The organism is Aliivibrio logei, assembly GCF_001691055.1.
In the GTDB taxonomy this organism is placed as follows: Bacteria; Pseudomonadota; Gammaproteobacteria; order Enterobacterales; family Vibrionaceae; genus Aliivibrio; species Aliivibrio salmonicida.
This window is the reverse complement of sequence record NZ_MAJU01000013.1, coordinates 41,046-58,512: the sequence shown is the minus strand read 5'-3', so window position 1 is coordinate 58,512 and position 17,467 is coordinate 41,046. Positions and strand designations below refer to the sequence as shown.

Annotated in this window: 14 protein-coding genes; all 14 read right to left on the bottom strand. The window is 38.8% G+C overall.

The annotated features are described in order from the left end of the window. Positions 1–96: 96 nt before the first annotated feature. The gene (locus tag A6E04_RS13340) at positions 97–915 is read right to left on the bottom strand and encodes a carbon-nitrogen hydrolase family protein (RefSeq protein ID WP_023604069.1); all 819 of its coding nucleotides are present in this window, start codon (positions 913–915) and stop codon (positions 97–99) included. Between the two features lie 36 nt (positions 916–951). Then, positions 952–4,815, bottom strand: coding sequence for a YhdP family protein (locus A6E04_RS13335; RefSeq protein WP_065611625.1), 3,864 nt, complete (start codon positions 4,813–4,815; stop codon positions 952–954). 11 nt (positions 4,816–4,826) lie between these two features. Beyond that, positions 4,827–6,296: a ribonuclease G gene (gene rng / locus A6E04_RS13330; RefSeq protein ID WP_012549299.1), complete on the bottom strand. Its 1,470-nt coding sequence runs from the start codon at positions 6,294–6,296 to the stop codon at positions 4,827–4,829. 19 nt (positions 6,297–6,315) lie between these two features. Beyond that, on the bottom strand, positions 6,316–6,891 hold the full coding sequence (locus tag A6E04_RS13325) for a Maf family protein (RefSeq protein ID WP_012549298.1): 576 nt from the start codon (positions 6,889–6,891) through the stop codon (positions 6,316–6,318). 9 nt (positions 6,892–6,900) lie between these two features. Continuing rightward, a complete protein-coding gene (gene mreD, locus A6E04_RS13320; RefSeq protein WP_017022377.1) occupies positions 6,901–7,392 on the bottom strand; it encodes a rod shape-determining protein MreD in 492 nt (163 codons plus the stop codon). Then, positions 7,382–8,239: a rod shape-determining protein MreC gene (gene mreC / locus A6E04_RS13315; protein WP_017022376.1), complete on the bottom strand. Its 858-nt coding sequence runs from the start codon at positions 8,237–8,239 to the stop codon at positions 7,382–7,384. The genes mreD and mreC overlap by 11 nt, the downstream gene beginning before the upstream one ends. A gap of 22 nt (positions 8,240–8,261) precedes the next feature. Further along, positions 8,262–9,305, bottom strand: coding sequence for a rod shape-determining protein (locus A6E04_RS13310; protein ID WP_017022375.1), 1,044 nt, complete (start codon positions 9,303–9,305; stop codon positions 8,262–8,264). Positions 9,306–9,427: 122 nt separating this feature from the next. Beyond that, the gene (locus A6E04_RS13305; RefSeq protein WP_065611624.1) at positions 9,428–13,714 is read right to left on the bottom strand and encodes a DUF6701 domain-containing protein; all 4,287 of its coding nucleotides are present in this window, start codon (positions 13,712–13,714) and stop codon (positions 9,428–9,430) included. After that, positions 13,714–14,148 (bottom strand): MSHA biogenesis protein MshP, encoded by a 435-nt coding sequence (locus A6E04_RS13300; protein WP_065611623.1) that lies wholly within the window; start codon positions 14,146–14,148, stop codon positions 13,714–13,716. Before A6E04_RS13300 ends, A6E04_RS13305 begins: the two co-directional genes overlap by 1 nt. Next, the gene (locus A6E04_RS13295) at positions 14,138–14,893 is read right to left on the bottom strand and encodes a PilW family protein (protein WP_065611622.1); all 756 of its coding nucleotides are present in this window, start codon (positions 14,891–14,893) and stop codon (positions 14,138–14,140) included. The genes A6E04_RS13300 and A6E04_RS13295 overlap by 11 nt, the downstream gene beginning before the upstream one ends. Further along, on the bottom strand, positions 14,893–15,486 hold the full coding sequence (locus tag A6E04_RS13290) for a type IV pilus modification PilV family protein (protein ID WP_065611621.1): 594 nt from the start codon (positions 15,484–15,486) through the stop codon (positions 14,893–14,895). Before A6E04_RS13290 ends, A6E04_RS13295 begins: the two co-directional genes overlap by 1 nt. Beyond that, on the bottom strand, positions 15,483–16,097 hold the full coding sequence (locus A6E04_RS13285; RefSeq protein WP_065611620.1) for a type II secretion system protein: 615 nt from the start codon (positions 16,095–16,097) through the stop codon (positions 15,483–15,485). The genes A6E04_RS13290 and A6E04_RS13285 overlap by 4 nt, the downstream gene beginning before the upstream one ends. A gap of 127 nt (positions 16,098–16,224) precedes the next feature. After that, a complete protein-coding gene (locus A6E04_RS13280; RefSeq protein ID WP_023604062.1) occupies positions 16,225–16,719 on the bottom strand; it encodes a prepilin-type N-terminal cleavage/methylation domain-containing protein in 495 nt (164 codons plus the stop codon). 152 nt (positions 16,720–16,871) lie between these two features. Continuing rightward, positions 16,872–17,435 carry a prepilin-type N-terminal cleavage/methylation domain-containing protein gene (locus A6E04_RS13275; protein ID WP_096325322.1) on the bottom strand — a complete coding sequence of 188 codons (564 nt, stop codon included), beginning with the start codon at positions 17,433–17,435 and terminating at the stop codon, positions 16,872–16,874. Between the last annotated feature and the right edge of the window lie 32 nt (positions 17,436–17,467).

Genomic DNA, 17,467 nt, shown 5'->3' with positions numbered 1-17,467 from the left:
TTAGAATTTATCATCTAAAAGTAATTATGAATAAAAAAGAGCGTGTTTTATAGTTAAACCGCTCTTTTACTCAATAAAACTCTTAATCAATTAGCTTCATTGAATGTTACAAGCTAATCTTGCGTGTTGTGCTACTGGCATTTTTTTTCGTATTGCAGTCGTTTGATTTTTATCTATTTCAGCAGCAATAACTCCCGTCCCCTCTCGTTGAGTGACGACTTTATTGCCCCATGGATCAACTACCATAGAGTGCCCCCAAGTCTCTCGACCTGAACCATGACTTCCCCACTGTCCAGCGGCCAATAACCAACATTGGTTCTCAATGGCTCGCGAACGTAGCAGTATATCCCAATGCGCATAGCCTGTAACTTTTGTGAAAGCCGCAGGAACAATCAGTATTTCCGCACCTTGTTGACGTAATTCACTGTAAAGTTGTGGAAACCTTACGTCATAGCAAATAGACAAACCAATCTTTCCAATGGGCGTATCAACCACTTTAATCTCACTGCCCGCGGTAAAAGTATCGGATTCTCTGTAACTTTGATGCCCATCTTCTACATCGACATCAAACATATGCAATTTATGGTAATGCTCAACAAGATCCCCATCATGATTAAAAACAAGGCAAGTGCTTGATAACGATCCATCAGCATTTCGAATAGGAAATGATCCGATAATCAACCATAAGTGATAATGCTTTGCTAATTTGGCCAACTTCTCTTGCAGAGGTCCCTTCCCTAGCGGCTCTGCGTGCTTTTCATAATCTTCTTTTTGACCAAAGACAAGGGTATTTTCAGGCGTTAGCGCAAGCTTAGCCCCTTGTTGATGTAACCCTTTTAGATTGAGTTTCAGTTGCTTCATATTTGCTTCAGGATCCGCACCTGAATTCATTTGAATAATACCGACTTTACTCATCGTTAACGTCCTTATTTTTGGCTCTATTTACATTAATTATTGATTTGACTCAGGAAGCTTATATTCACCTTGGCTTCGAGATAATTCTTTAACCGTAGGGGCATCTAAAGGCCCTTCCACTTTATAGTTCACTTGAGTAATAACATCAATAACCGGTGAAATAGCGGTGGCGACCGCAAGTACAATAATAGCCGTTTGTGGCGCAACCGCAAATGCCGTGATAATAGGAATACCCGAGGTTAGATCCGGCGTAAAGTTAACTTCTGCATCAACTAAACGAGTATTCAAATCCGCTTTGCCTTTTATCTTCATTTCACCAGCAACCGCATCCATCACTAAATTATTACTAACAAAGACGCCTTTACGCATTTCTCCACTGCCAGTTATCGAGTTAAATGCCATCCCATCATCAAAAACATCTCTAAAATCGAGTTTCATTTTACGAATAATAGAATCCATACTAAATAAACCAAGAAAACGAGCAGCCCCCTTCACATCGGTAATAACACCTTCATCCAAGGTAGACGCAAGATCACCCGCTAAAGTATTTGTCTTAATTCGCCAAGGCGCACCATCCCAATTCAGGTTAGCCGACATTGTATAGGTCGCGTTTTGAATGCCAGTACTGATACCAAAGCGTGCTAATAATTCAGAGTTATCATCACCCGAGGCGTTTGCTGAAAAAGACGATTTACTGCTCTCTTTATTTAATTTCCAATCACCAGTCATTGAAAACTTATTCTTTCCACTGACAATTTTTAGCGTATCTAAATAAAAAGTATCGTTCTTTTTATGCAGCTTTGTTTCAACTTTACCCAGTTTATACCCTTGAACCCAAGTATCTTTAATTGTTAACTCTAAGTTGGGCATTAATTTAAAGAATTCACGATCAAAAGAAGAGATCAATGGATCTTTTGCTTTTGCGTAATTAAGCCCTCCTTCGCTATCAACATCATCTAAGCTGGGAATGAAAACATGTAGATTATCGAGTTGCACAGCCAGTGCTTCGTTATTCTTCCATGTTGCTTTACCATCAACTTCTTGGCTTTCAACCTGAAAATACCAACCTTGTGATTTTTTACGAATATCAGCATTTACATCATTCCAATCTATACTCGCCAAACGCAACGATTTAATATCGGTATCAATCCGTGTTGGCATTGGAATAACAGGAAAACTACTCGCTTTACTTTTTGAACCAGAGCTTGGTTTTTCTTTACTTTGAATAGGCTCTTCAATCCAAGCATCCGCATCTAAGTTCTTCGTATTTAATGACGCAGAGTGACCGACAATTGGACTGACTTTAAAGTTTCCACGCCCAACAATAAGATGACTCGCATCAATCACTGGCGTTTCTTTATCAATGCTAATCTCAGCTTGGTACTTTGCATCAGGAAAGATTAAGCGTCCAGATAACCGTTCAGCATTACCCGAGACCTGTAATACCGCTTTATCCGTTGACCCTTTCTCTAATGCAAGAGGGTATGGAAGCGTTGATTGAATATCGTTAAGAGCCGCATCCATCCCGATTTGATAAGTAAACCCAACATCCGCCATCTGTAAATTGATAGAGGTATCCCAGACTGATGTACCTTTAACTTTATCGATTAACGGCGAATCAATGTATTCCCTTAAAGGATCAATATTCCATTTTCCTTTAACATCAATGTTCACCCCATAAAAATCGGATTGAGCTTCACCATTAAATGACAATGAGATCGGTTGACCGAGTAAAGAAGCTTTGATCCCCTTTGCTTTAACGACATCATTATCAAATTCAATACGACCTTTTGCATTCGTAAGTTCGATATTAGGCGATTGCAATTCAATATGATTATTCGCTAAATCGGCATAGCCCCACGCTCTAACATCTTCACTATTAAATGGGATATCTAACCGTAATAATGCATCCACTCTATTATCAATTTGAATGCTATTAAGTGCCGCCCCCACAGAATCAACCAGTGGCGTTGCAGTCATGTATTCACGAACCGCTTTACCAGAGCCATTAGCTCTTGCTCTAATCGTTAACTTACCGTCCTCTGCTAAGTTAGCAATCTGTCCCGTCACTCGGGTTGCATGCACATCCATTAGGTCTGCAGAATGTGAACTTAAGAACATCGATGCATTTTGAAACATCAAATCCAATTGCAAATTAGTTAATGGAGGCCAAGCAGTATCAAACGAAAACTTAGCGTCTTTAAGACCTACTTTAATTTGAAAAATACCGTCATATTTTGTATATGGAAAATCACCTAACTCCCCATACCATAGTAATTGTACCGTCTTAGCACTTCCTCCTTGAACAGCAGAGGAAAGGTAATCGGTAAGGTCTTGACCTAATGCGAGTGTTGGTAGATAACGCCAAGTTTGATCTGCATTAAACGCATCAGCTTCTGCATAAAAAGACAACACTGAAGGCTTATCTTTAGGGAAGTCTAATCGGAACTCACCTTTGGCTTGAAGGTCAGGAGTTGATACATCAATATAATCAGACCATAAACGCCAGCCTTCATCATTAACCTTCCAATAAGCGGTTACCTTTGCGTTTTCAATATTCAAAGGTGCTTGAAATACATCACCATAAGGCAGCGTATCGTCAACCAAAGAAAGCTCGGCTTTGCCTTTTGTTTCATCGCCCGCAACAAGAATATCTAATTTATGAAAACCAGGCAGTAATTCCCACTGATTCATTCCGGCAGCATGTATGGATGCCGAATAATTGAGTCCCGTTGTCGCATCGTACTCAACTCGAATATCATCGATATCCCCTTTAGGGTTAAGAGTACCAAGTAAATTCGTGATTTCATCTTGAGATGCTGGCAATAATGTTTTGAGTCCAAGCGCATTTTCAAGATCAATATGACCTAAATTAAGTATCCATTTAGACGGTTGCCAAACAAAATTCCCAGTAAGCTCTGGCCATTCATCGTCTTCATGTTTAATTTGAATACCTGATGAAATGACTTTCCAACCTTCTTTTTCTGGTTGAAGCTCAAACACTCCACTTTCGATACTCAATTTATGAATCGTTTTGTCTTCTTCCCAGTTAATATAAGAAGGAGCCGCTTCAACTAACGCATCAATGGGCTGTCCATTTTTAAACGATAGCCAAGCATTAACGGATACCTCACCTTCAGTAACCCCATATTCTTGCTGAATATTGTCTTTTATCCATGGCGTAATTTGGATATTTTGGGCTTCAACATAAAAATCACCATCTAAACTTTTGAAAGTCCCTTTCTCTTTAAAGTTTGCGATCACTTTCAATTGGTTAATTTCACTGCCTAAAACACTCACAACACCTTCAGCAAGGTGTTTTCTGCTTTCATTCCGCCATTGTAACGAATCAATTAAGATCGTTTTTTCATTGCCATTTAATGCAGTGAACGTAACGTGAGAATTTTTTATCGAGAAATGGTTCAACCGGACTAAAAAGAGATCTTCTAAACGTTTAGAAAGTGAGTCTTCTGTATTTTTATCGTCAACTTCTAATTTTTTTTCTTCTGATTTATCCTTACCTAATGAGGTCAAATCTGCGGTTAATTTATCGATTCGAAGATCAGCAAATTGAGGCTGTTGGGCCCAAAGAGAGGAAAGAATATTCAGTTGAATTTCAACAGAACCAACAGAGATGATTTCATCCCCAGTATTTGGATCGGTTGCTGTTAATTTAGTCAGATTTAAGGATGGATTGGTATTTCGCCAGCGCCCTTTTACTTCACCAATTGAGATTGAGAAACCAGTAGATTGAGAAAGTAACTGTTCAATTTCTGGTTGGTATTTATTTAAGGTAGGTAATAAAAGGCGTAGGCTTGTTATGACTAATGCTGCCAGTAAAAATACCAGCAGCAATAATCCCATCAAGCAACGTTCAGTACGAATTAACTTAGTGGTCACTTATTATTCTCTTACATCATAACAACATCAAATTGCTCTTGAATATAAAGTGGTTCAGCTTGGATTTTCACTTGCTTACCAATAAATAATTCAAGCTCTGCCAATGCATGAGATTCTTCACCTTGAAGTGCATCAGCAACAGCAACAGCAGCATATACGACAAATTTATCAGAATCGTACGCTCTATTTACTCGAGTAATTTCACGTAAAATCTCGTAACAAACGCTCTCAACCGTTTTAACTGCACCGCGGCCTTCACACGTAGGACATTGACCACATAAAACATGCTCAATACTTTCACGCGTACGTTTACGAGTCATCTCAACTAAACCCAATTGGGTAAAACCATTAATGTTCGTTTTAACTCGGTCTTTATCTAACGCAGCGCCTAATACTTGCAGCACTCGGCGACGATGTTCTTCACTCATCATATCGATAAAATCAATGATGATGATCCCACCAAGATTACGTAAACGAAGCTGTCGAGCAATGGCTTGAGTTGCTTCAATATTCGTGTTGAAAATCGTTTCTTCTAAATTACGACGCCCAACAAAGGCCCCCGTATTTATATCAACCGTTGTCATCGCTTCTGTTTGATCTATGATCAAATAGCCGCCAGATTTCAACTCGACCTTACGATCTAAAGCGCGTTGAATTTCGTTCTCTGTTTCATACATATCAAAAATCGGTTTATCACCAGAGTAATATTCCAATTTTTTCGTTAATTCAGGAACAAATTCAGTTGTAAATTCTTTTAATTTTTCAAAGGCTTGCTTTGAATCGACACGAATTAAATCTAACTCGGTACCGACAAAATCACGTAAGATACGTTGATCTAATCCAAGCTCACCATAAAGCATTGATTTTGTTTTGCTCTTTTTACGACGCTCAATGACCTTATGCCACAAACGTTTTAAAAAAGCAGCATCTTGGGAAATCTCCGCTTCTTTCGCGCCTTCTGCCGCAGTACGAATAATAAAACCGCCAAACTCATCGCAGTAATCAGAAACCGTATTCTTTAAACGATTACGTTCTTTTTCACTTTCAATTCGTTGAGAGACACCAACATGACTCGCTCCTGGCATAAAGACCAAGTAACGCGAAGGAAGAGTAATATCCGTAGTTAGACGAGCACCTTTTGTTCCAAGTGGATCTTTTACCACTTGAACCACTAAATCTTGACCTTGATGTACTAACTGAGAAATATCTCGTACCTGAAACTGACGCTTTTCATTCTCAGAAACGCATTCAGTATGAGGCACAATGTCTGAAGCATGCAAAAATGCCGCTTTATCCAAGCCAATATCAATAAACGCTGCTTGCATCCCCGGTAATACTCGGCTTACTCTGCCTTTGTATATATTACCCACAATACCGCGTCTTGCTTCTCTTTCTACATGTATCTCTTGAAGCACACCGGCTTCAATCATCGCAACTCGAGTTTCACTCGGGGTTACGTTTATTAACAACTCTGTACTCATTGGAGCACCTCACTAATTTTTACAAAAATTGGTGTAAGAGCTGATCGGTTTCCATCAATGGCAATCCCATGACAGCGTGATAGCTGCCATCAATACGTGAGACAAATCGCCCACCACTACCTTGAATGCCATACGAACCTGCTTTATCACAAGGCTCTCCACTCTCCCAATACGTTTTAATTTCTTGTTCTGAGAGTGTTTTAAACCACACCTGAGTAATTACTGTTTTGGTTCTTGTTTTTTCAGGAGTCATAAGGGTGACAGCAGTCATAACTTGATGTTGACGACCAGACAGTGCCAAGAGCATTCTCTTAGCATCTTCAAAATCTGTTGGTTTTTCTAAAATAACACCATCGATTACAACAATAGTATCAGAGCCCAATACTGGGACAATTGTATTTTTATTTTGTTCGACTACACGCAAACCCGCTTGAGCTTTATCTTTAGATAATCGTTCAACATATTCTAAAGGGGATTCATGAGACTGATGCTGTTCTTCAACGTCAACGGTAACTATCTCAAATTGATACCCTAACTGTTGCAGCAATTCCTTTCTACGTGGAGAACCCGATGCTAAAAATAATTGATTCGACATTTTACTTCCTTATCGAATAGACCAATGACGGCGAACTCTACGCATCAATAAAAATAACCAAGGCCACAAAATAAAGTTTAACACGCCCGCCCATAAAAAATGTGCGTTGAATGACACATCATGAACTAAAAATTCGCCTAAAAATTCTAAGAGTTTACCCAGTAACGTTAATGCAGAGAAGATTGCAGCTTGTTGCCAAAGAGCAAGGTTTCTCAACAACTTAAAATTCGCAGCAACCAGATAGACTAAAATCGCCATCGTCATTCCACGGATACCAAGCGTTGTGCCAAGTAATAGATCCCATAAGATCCCAAGTATCATGGCTGTACCAACATTAACCCGATGAGGCAATGCTAATACCCAATAGAAAGTCACTAATATGATCCAAGAAGGTCGTAATACTTCTAATGTTCCAGGCCAAGGTGCCGCCTGTAATATTAATGCGATCAAAAAAGAGAGCCAAATAATGACTCTTCCACGCATAAGATGACTACTCGTCATTAGTCACTTCCTTTATCTTACCTTCAATTTCTGTAGGCCATACGAGTAATAAATATCTTAATTTATCAAATTCAACCGCAGTTTCTAATTCTATCGATGCAAAAGGGCGTTTATTATCATTATCTATACTAGAAATGTAACCGACAGGATACCCTTCAGGATATCGCCCACCTAAACCAGAACTCACCAATAAATCACCAATTTCAATATCAGTATTTGTTGGTATATGCTCAAGTTGCATTAAATTTAAATTGCCTTTTCCTGATGCAATAACACGAATATCATTTCGAACTACTTGTACAGGAATCGCATTATTAGGATCGGTTAACAACAGCACGCGACTATTATGTGCACCTACGTAGTTAATTTGCCCAACAATACCTTTATCACTAATAACTGGCTGCCCTTCGTAGACACCGTCAACTTGGCCTTTATCTATCATTACTTGGTGGGTATAGGGTGCAGAATCCACAGCCATTACCTCTGTCACCAACTTTTTTTCATCACGAATAAAAGGGGAACCAAGTAAATCACGTAATCGACTATTTTCTTGCTTTAATTGCTCCAACAACAATAAATTGCTGTTTTGTATAAACATATCTTGTTTGAGTTTCTGATTTTCAAACATGAGTGCATTACGGCTATTGAAACGCTCATACATGCCATCAAACATAGTACGAGGCAGATTCGCCGCATAATGAATTGGAGAAACAAAACTATTTAATAGGTAACGTATGTCAGAAAAGGCATTTAAACGACTATCGGCTAACATAAGGCTAGCCGATACCATTACAGCAATAAACAGGCGAAGCTGTAGAGAGGGACCTCTACCAAAGATTGGAGTCATATCCACTCACCCGTTATTATTATTACTCTTCACTAAAGAGATCGCCACCGTGCATGTCGATCATTTCTAATGCTTTACCGCCGCCAAGAGCAACACATGTTAATGGGTTCTCTGCAACAACCACTGGGATCCCAGTTTCTTCAGTCAAAAGACGGTCTAAATCACGAAGTAGTGCACCACCACCCGTTAATACCATACCGTGTTCTGAAACATCAGATGCTAGTTCTGGTGGACACTGTTCTAGTGCAACCATTACTGCTGAAACGATACCAGAAAGAGGCTCTTGAAGCGCTTCTAAAATTTCGTTTGAATTTAGTGTAAAGCTGCGAGGAACACCTTCTGCAAGGTTACGACCACGAACTTCAATTTCAAGGACATCATCACCAGGGTATGCAGAACCGATCTCGTGCTTAATGCGCTCAGCAGTCGCTTCACCAATAAGGCTACCGTAGTTACGACGTACGTAGTTAATGATCGCTTCATCAAAACGGTCACCACCAATACGAACAGACGATGAGTAAACCACACCGTTCAGTGAGATAACGGCAACTTCTGTTGTACCACCACCTATATCAACCACCATAGAACCGGTCGCTTCAGATACCGGTAAGCCAGCGCCGATAGCAGCAGCCATAGGCTCATCAATTAGGAAGACTTCACGGGCACCAGCGCCTTGAGCTGATTCACGGATAGCTCGACGTTCAACTTGCGTAGAACCACAAGGAACACAAACAAGAACGCGTGGGCTTGGACGTAAGAAGCTGTTGTCGTGCACTTGCTTAATGAAGTGTTGCAACATTTTTTCGGTTACGTAAAAGTCAGCGATAACGCCATCTTTCATTGGACGAATAGCAGAAATATTACCAGGAGTACGACCTAGCATTCGTTTTGCTTCGTGACCAACAGCCGCTACGCTTTTCGCTGAACCATTACGGTCTTGACGAATAGCAACAACAGAAGGTTCATCAAGAACGATGCCTTGACCTTTTACATAAATAAGTGTGTTGGCAGTACCTAGATCGATTGAAAGATCGTTTGAAAACATGCCACGAAGTTTCTTAAACATAATCTTCGTATTTCCTGAAAGCGTGATAATAAGATAAATATAACTAAATGTACCAATGCCTAGCCTAATCAGCAAGGCATTGCTACAGAATCCTGAAGCAAATCAGGATTTTTATTCATTTTTTAGTTAGAAGTACCAATAATGTTACTTTCACCGCGAAATATGATGCGGTCATTCCCACGGTAAATACCAAACGTCACCACGGTTGATGGATCTTCATCACCTTTGCCTCGCCAGTTATATTGAAGCCAAGGTTGATAATTTGCAGGTGACCTTAAAGAACAATACGGAGAAGCTTCACCATTCGTTAATTTTAGCCAAAAGCGCACCTGCTCACGCAAAGTCGCATTATTGGTATCAGCGATGGCTTTTAAATTGCGTCTATCAATGCCTGAATCAATACCACTGAGATTAGAACCAGATAAGGCAGAGTTACTTGATGGACTCGGATCTGGCCAGATCGTTTGTTTGCAATAATTAGCGCCATTAAATGTTGTCGCATTATCACTATCGCTAATCACAAAGCCAGTACCATTCCAATACTCAACACGTAATGGAATCGTCACACTCTGGCCTATCGCTGCTCCTACACTGTCTAATACCATTCGCCCATAGCGAACGTCTGGTTGTGATAATAACTCTTGATCTACTACTGTTTGGTTTTTATCAAAAGAAACGGGATCTACTCCACTTATTGCTAAGTTCAACCCAGTCGTTATCGAATTAACGCCCTCATTAAATGGACCATCAGCAGTTGTTGTTACATTACTCGCTAACATTGATGCACTTTTTCTTGACCAAATGACACTATTTGAAAGATCTGGCGTTTCCCAAGTGGCATTACTCCAATGGGTATTATCTAAGTCAGAAGGTGCAATATTCAATCGCTCATGATAATCACCAGTGAGTTCGAAACTCGCTTTTAAGTTTGTATCAAACAAGCCATAGTTAGTCGCTGTTGAACCATGAGCAGAATAGGCCGTCACTTCAAAAGTTACATCCTCAAAAGGCTGGTCCATATAGGCATAAGTTCCCTCTGAAGAACCTTGCCTTTTAGGGTAATCCCATAAAGTATCTGTGATGGTGAAATAAGCAGGATAGAAACGACCGATAGAAAGCTCACCAAATTCAATCCCTCCTTGAATCCCATCATAAAAAATAGGACTTAAAGCTTCAGATTTAAATAAAAGACTTCCAACTTCTGAATAGGTCATATTATTAAATTCGTAATAGCTATCTCTACCGACATCGACATAAACATCATTATTAATAGGAGCTAATGGAGCTAAAGTACCTTTAACTCCAGCAGTTGGAGTACTTAACTCGTATGATGGCGATATAGATGAAAAAGGAGCAGATGATTTAAAGAAATTTTGAGTCACTGGTAGCTGACATAGATCAGTTGCGGTACCAAATCTCACTGGTTTCACCTTTACAGAGAACCTTTCACCCGCAGCAATAAATGCAGAACCTCCCGAACTATCTCCATCAATAGCTTTATCACTGCATACAACTAACTTCCACGGTCTAGATTCAATATTAACCACTGCAGATAACAACAAGCCTGAATCAACAGGATAATCATTACAATCAAAACCAACAGGACAGGTAAAACTTGGATCACTCAAGGTAAAATGGACAGAACCTGCTTCCTGATAGGTTAGGCTTGTTGTGGCTACGCCTTGATTGAAAGTCAGGTCTATTTCGCTTGGGTTTATACTACCGGCTAATTCTAAATCCGTTAGGATACCTTCATTTGAGTTAGGTTCATCTAAGATATACGGTGATACATCTAATTCTTTGTTACCACTATAATCTTGAACAATATCAGGAGAGCCATCATTACAAGCAAGAACTGACACATCAAAAGACTGCGGTTTATTCGCGATTACCTTTACCGTATTAACATTAAATTTAAATGGTACAAATTCAAAATGCTCCTTAGTTGTTTCATTTAAACCATCAGATGACGCAGTTACATCAAAAACATCCAAATCAGAGCTACCTAAGTACAGTGTTTTTTCACCATTTATGAATGTTGAGCCTTTAATTGAACAATCAGCAGCAACTGATTTATTCTCAAATGTAGACCAACATGCAGTACCATTATCTTTAGCATTAATTACTGCAGAAAAAGGTTTATTGAATCCAGAAACTGGGCCGTTATCATCTTCAACGGTGAAAGTCACAGGAATACGTTCACAAGTTAAACTGTAATCAATTTGTGGAGTAACTTTTAATGTGTAGTTTTTAGGTGGATCAAAGCATTGATTAGATCCAATGATTTGAGTATTTGGATGAAGATTAATAATAGAGGCCGTAACTGCTCCTGTTAAAGTAGCATTATTACTAATCTCTACATTTTTCTCACTATACAATAACCCCTTAAAATTAGAGTTATTGGCTAAATCGACCCAATCATGAATAGTGTCAACATTATAAGAGTATGATAAGTCGTGAACCACAACCACTAATTGACCTTGGTCTATACCTCCAAAAAAGGAATTATGACTCAATGCAAACCCTTTGGTATGAATAATAACCTCGTTCCCACTAGGAATTTCAATTTTACCTAGAATATTTATACTATCAATCCAGTACGTACCGGTTTTTAAAATAGCTTTACCATTATTATTAATAGTTAAAGAGCCCATTAATTCGTTTGATTGATAGATTTCAGTTTCACCACTTTGAATAATAATCCTTTCAAACCCAGCGGTTGGCTTCCTAAAAGACTCCAATACTAACTGATTAATCATTAACCCTGGTTCAGAAAAGCATTCACTGCCGTCACAAGCTATTTTATTATTATCGTCATTAATATCCTGAGCTAAAAAACCAACAAAACGGTTTCCAGAAACCAACGGCGCCCCTAAAATTTCAGCTCCATTAGCGATCATTAAGCTCGCTTGACTATTGCCTTTCCACGTTTGAACTGGGCTTGGGAATAAATCACACACAGGGGATACTCTAGGCTCTTCGAACATAAAAAAACCTGCTTTTTCAGCAGCATGAGCCCTTTCTGAATCTTTATCCATATCCTCTTCAACGATAAAAGAAACCTTATCTTTCTGAAGATCACAACGGCGAAGCCATCCTCCATTCCCCCCATTTCGAGAGTTTTTCGTTGCGACTAAGATTGGAGGACTATCAAAATTACCTTCAGATATATCAGTATAAGCAGATGTACACCCTTTAATTACCGGGTTAACAATTTTATCAGTTTCTCCTTTAATCGTATTTTTAGTTTCCGCCTGCCCAAGCCAAAACTTTTTACCATTAACAAAACCCGCCCCTTCTCCTGCAACGAAAGCTACTTTTTCATTGTTACTTATTACATTATGATTTCTTACTTCAGATCTTTCCAAAGCTAAACGAAATTGATCCACCCCAACATCACCAGCATAACCAGTTACCCACGCCATTGAGTTATTTTCAGTTTGAGGTTCAACTAATACCCCCGGCAACTCAGTAAAATTTGATGACAATCCATATTGTGTAAAATTAATAACATCTCCAGTATTACCTTCGCTATCACCTTGAGAGATTGTCGTTGAGGTAAACAATGAATTCGCAACAATTTTTGAACCATTAGTCAGTTCTAATACACCCGGCTCAATAACAAAATAATCAATTTCAGTCATTGGAGCAGGCTTAAAAGTAACCCTTTTAGATTTTTTATTATTTGGGGCGATTACTTGCGTTATTTTCACATTTTCATGGGTAACATCGGTCACTTTAAGCGATGATGGCAACTCTGTAATCGAACTTGATTTTTCGCTATTTTCTAAATCAATAGTAGGCATAACAAAAACAAGAGGGAGTGGTTTATTCGGATCATATTCATTTTTAAATGTAAGCGTACAATTAACGTTACCATTATCATCAATTGGGCATTCAGAAGGGCTCAATCGTCCAAATTCAAACTGTGGATTATAATTAATATCAGGAATTGGATTAAAAGAAGAATTAGAGCAAGACAATGAGATTATATCCTCATCCTCCTCCGCAAATATTTTCATATTCAGTCCCAATTTAGCATGAAAATTCACCTCTTTTTTTTCAAATTCATACCAATTAATATTATCTCTACTTTTGTAATAAGTAACTATACTAGGAGCCTCTGTGTTACCGGAATATTCATAATCCAAAGCTAAATAGTAGGTTTCATCTTCTTTAATTAAGTGATCATAAATTATAGAACCTTGATGTTCCGCTGACCACAAACGCTCTACATGTCGATGACGAGCATTCTTTACATAAAGATCATCCCCATTATCATTAATGGTAAACTTAACCGAAAAATCATGTTCACTCGATACGTTACAAGAAATATAAGAATCAGCCCAAGCTGTATTTGCTATAAAAATTGAAACAACAAAAAACAAGTATTTCATACTAGTTTTCATCAATTTATCTCCTTCGCCCAAACTTCTTGAATTCGTGTTACTTGGTTTATTCCCGAGCCACAAACAGCCGTACTCGTGATTTTAAAATACGTAATCACTTCACCTAAATGGTTCACAGGCGTGGCAACACAAACCACTTCAGGTTCACTTGAACAACCACTGTTATTTAATGCCATATTAGGTCGATGTATCTCTTCATCACATAGACTAGAATCCGCACCTGAAACGCCAATAGGGAACAGTTGAACTAATCCCCACTCAGCTCCTGAGTATGCTAAAAACCACGCTTGCGTTCCTAACACTTCTTTAGAAACTGCATCGTGATTACTCGTTTCGACCTTCAACAAATTTAACGAAAGAAAACCAACAACAACCATAATAATCACTGATAATATCAATATATTACCACTCTGCTTTGCGTAGTTATGGAACATTCATCACCTGCACATCATGTTGATATTGAGTTACTTCATCGAGACCATTAGTAAAAGCTAACACCATCCGAACGGTACTGTTTCGATGCATTGAGGCACTTTCAAACTCAAATTTACCGCTACTTACCTGATTGGCAAGTTGAACCTTTGAAACACGAGCACCAGATGCGTTAATACGTGAGCGATACACGCTATTATCCTGAATACAATATTCAATCACTTCAGGCTGATAAAAAAATGCCCTCTCAGACGTTGAATTAGAGATAAAAGCAGGATTATTATTTGATGAAAAATTGATGGTTGATACACCAGCAGACATCGCGACAGAGTTAACAGAAACATACCTTAAACTGCTCGCCTCAATAAGATCCTTTTGTGTACTCGGGTTTATCGTTAATCTTGTATTATCAAGATCCAAAAAATTCGTCGACATGATGACAGTGTCAATACGGTCTTCTCCCACAAGAGGAAGAGACAGATAAAACGCACTCGCCTCTATAGAAACAAAGCTAACGCATTCGCCCCCATTTGATGCATCTATACTATTGGGCACAGCATGGCGTAATTCTCGACTGAATTTTTCAATCACAAATTTAGCCTGCATTTGAGTATCCTGACGATCGATACTGGTGCTGTAGCTTTGAAATCCAAGTAATAAGGTATTGCTTGCCGCCATAGCGACTATAGCCACTACCACGACGGTAAGTATCAGTTCAATTAAAGTAAAACCACGTTGCCGGTTCATCAATAATTACCTCTATAGGCACTAAAGGTATATTTGGCATGCTGACTCGCATAAAAGGTGATATCTATTTTTTTATATGGTGGCGAGACAGAAGATCCACCATCTACATTTGCATAATTAACCTGTATTTCAACAGTGAAATTTTTATATTCGTTAGCACTATCCGTCGCTATAAGCTTATCAAAATCATAGTTAATTAACCCATTTGAGCTACATAACTCAGCCTTTCCCCAGCAACCAATAAAATCATCGACATCATTAAAGACACTGGCATTCACAGAGACATTCTGCTCATCGCCATCACGGCCTAACGTCACTGAGCATGGAATAAGAATATTGCTTTCATTTTTTTCACCACAACGATATAGCCCACCATTAGGATCACTATGTTGATCAAACTGACGACTTAATATATCCGTCATAATTGAATGCCCTAATGCCGCCGCTTGAGCTTCATATGTGGCCTTATGTGATTTCTCTGATGAAGAAAAAACACCAGACACTAAGATAGAAAGAGCAAAACCAAGAATCACAATGCCAACGACAGATTCAATTAACGTTAACCCTTGTTGATTGTATTTATAGCCTTTCATAATCCGCAGCCTTCATCCAGAATTGAGCGATAAATAAAGCCTTCACCATTAATACATACAGAGCGACTTTCATTAGACGAAGAGGTTGTTATCGTTATTCGGCAATCCTCTCCCAAGCACAAAGAAGAGGTCGCAGAAGAAAGTGGCATAATAGGTCGTCCTAATAAATCAAATGACAATTGAGATATCGAAATAGCACCATCACTATTAGTAAACTCATAACTTAATTTAATTAATTCGAGTTGTTGTTGATTTGTCTCTTTTGAATAATCAGACAACACCGCACTGTTCATATTTTGATTTTGGCATGCTTGCGATACGCCAAATTTATCGGAAGCGAGATGTAGAATTCGACACTCATCTACCCCATCTTTACTGGTCTCATTTATCGGGATATTGGTTTGCATTGAAGCGACTTGGATCTGACGTAAAATAGACATGACTTGTTCTTGTGCGGCGGCCGACGAAAAACGGCTCACTCCCATGTATTTACTCGATGCATAAACGGCAATAATCGCTAATAGTACGATCACGACTATTAATTCAATTAATGTAAATCCATTGATTTTTATTCGTTTTATTTGTTGTAATTTAATACGTGGAGCTTTCATTACCCGTTACCTTATTCCCACCCGTTACTAGGATAATTGAATTAAGAAAGATAGCGAGTAAATGTTAGTTTTAGATACAAAAAAGCCAGCGGAGATCGCTGGCTTTAGATTAACTAGAAATGACTAATTAACACTTATTATCAACAACTGTTGAAGTAGCAGAAGATGTTGCGCTTTCTGCTTTAGTGTAACTAACAAAACATCCAGCATTATCGCTTGCTGCTGGTGAAGTCCACTTCCAGCTACTATCAACCGTTTGACCTTTAAATGTATAAGAAATACTATTTGTAGTGCTTACATTTGCACCTGAAACTACGAGCCAATCATCAGACAAACCAACAACAACAGAACCAATTCCCGCAGTATCAGCAGTTGGGTAACCAAATGCGATTGTCGTGCCATCTTTCAATGCTGTTCCTGACTGCTCAACACCCTCAATTGCCGCTTTGCCATAAACGATACCTGAAGCCCCAGCCATTGCGCCTTTTAATCCTTGTAGAGATGACTTACGTGCATCACCTTGAAGGTTTAAAAATTTAGGTGCCGCCGTTACTGCAAGAATACCTAGAATAACGATAACAACTACTAACTCAATAAGGGTGAAACCACCTTGTCTTTTCATATTACTACTACTCTCTATTTATTATAAATTTGATGGAACTTAAAAGCTGCCACCATTATTGTGAAATCGAATATATATTGATATATTTAAAACTTATTTACTTACCAACGCACAATCAATAAATAACCCTGCATTGATATTTAAATTAATTATTATTGTAAGGTAACTACAACTCGGCCACTCTCTGGCTCATAAGTAAAGAAGTGTCCTTCATTCTCTTGTTGAGTATATTTACATTGCTTACGGCTATTATCAGTAATAATTTCCGCTAAATATTTCGCTTTTTCATCCTTAGCATCATCGGTTACATAAGGGGCATTTTGTAATAACATTTCCATTAATAAAATACATTCTTTCGATGTTAATTCTGAAGGATAACCGCCTGTTGTTGCCCCATCTAAATCTTCTCTTGGTGCCATCGGGTAACCCGGACGAAAATCAGACTGATTTGCTTGAGAAGGATCCGTTAGCCAGAACTCGGTTCCGTCATAACTCACTGCATTATAATCATCAATTTTAGGTCTCGCTTCGGCTTCCCACTGCGCTCTTGCGGAGAGTACAGCAGTTGCATAACCACCTGCAACCCCTTCAACACTCGCTTTTTTCGCTTCGAGACTGACATCTAAAAATCGTGGTAACGCCACTGTCGCCAACAAACCGATAACAACAATAACGATCACTAGCTCAACCAGTGAGAAACCTTTTTGACGCTTCATAATCATGCTTCTCTCTATCTTATTTTCTTCGT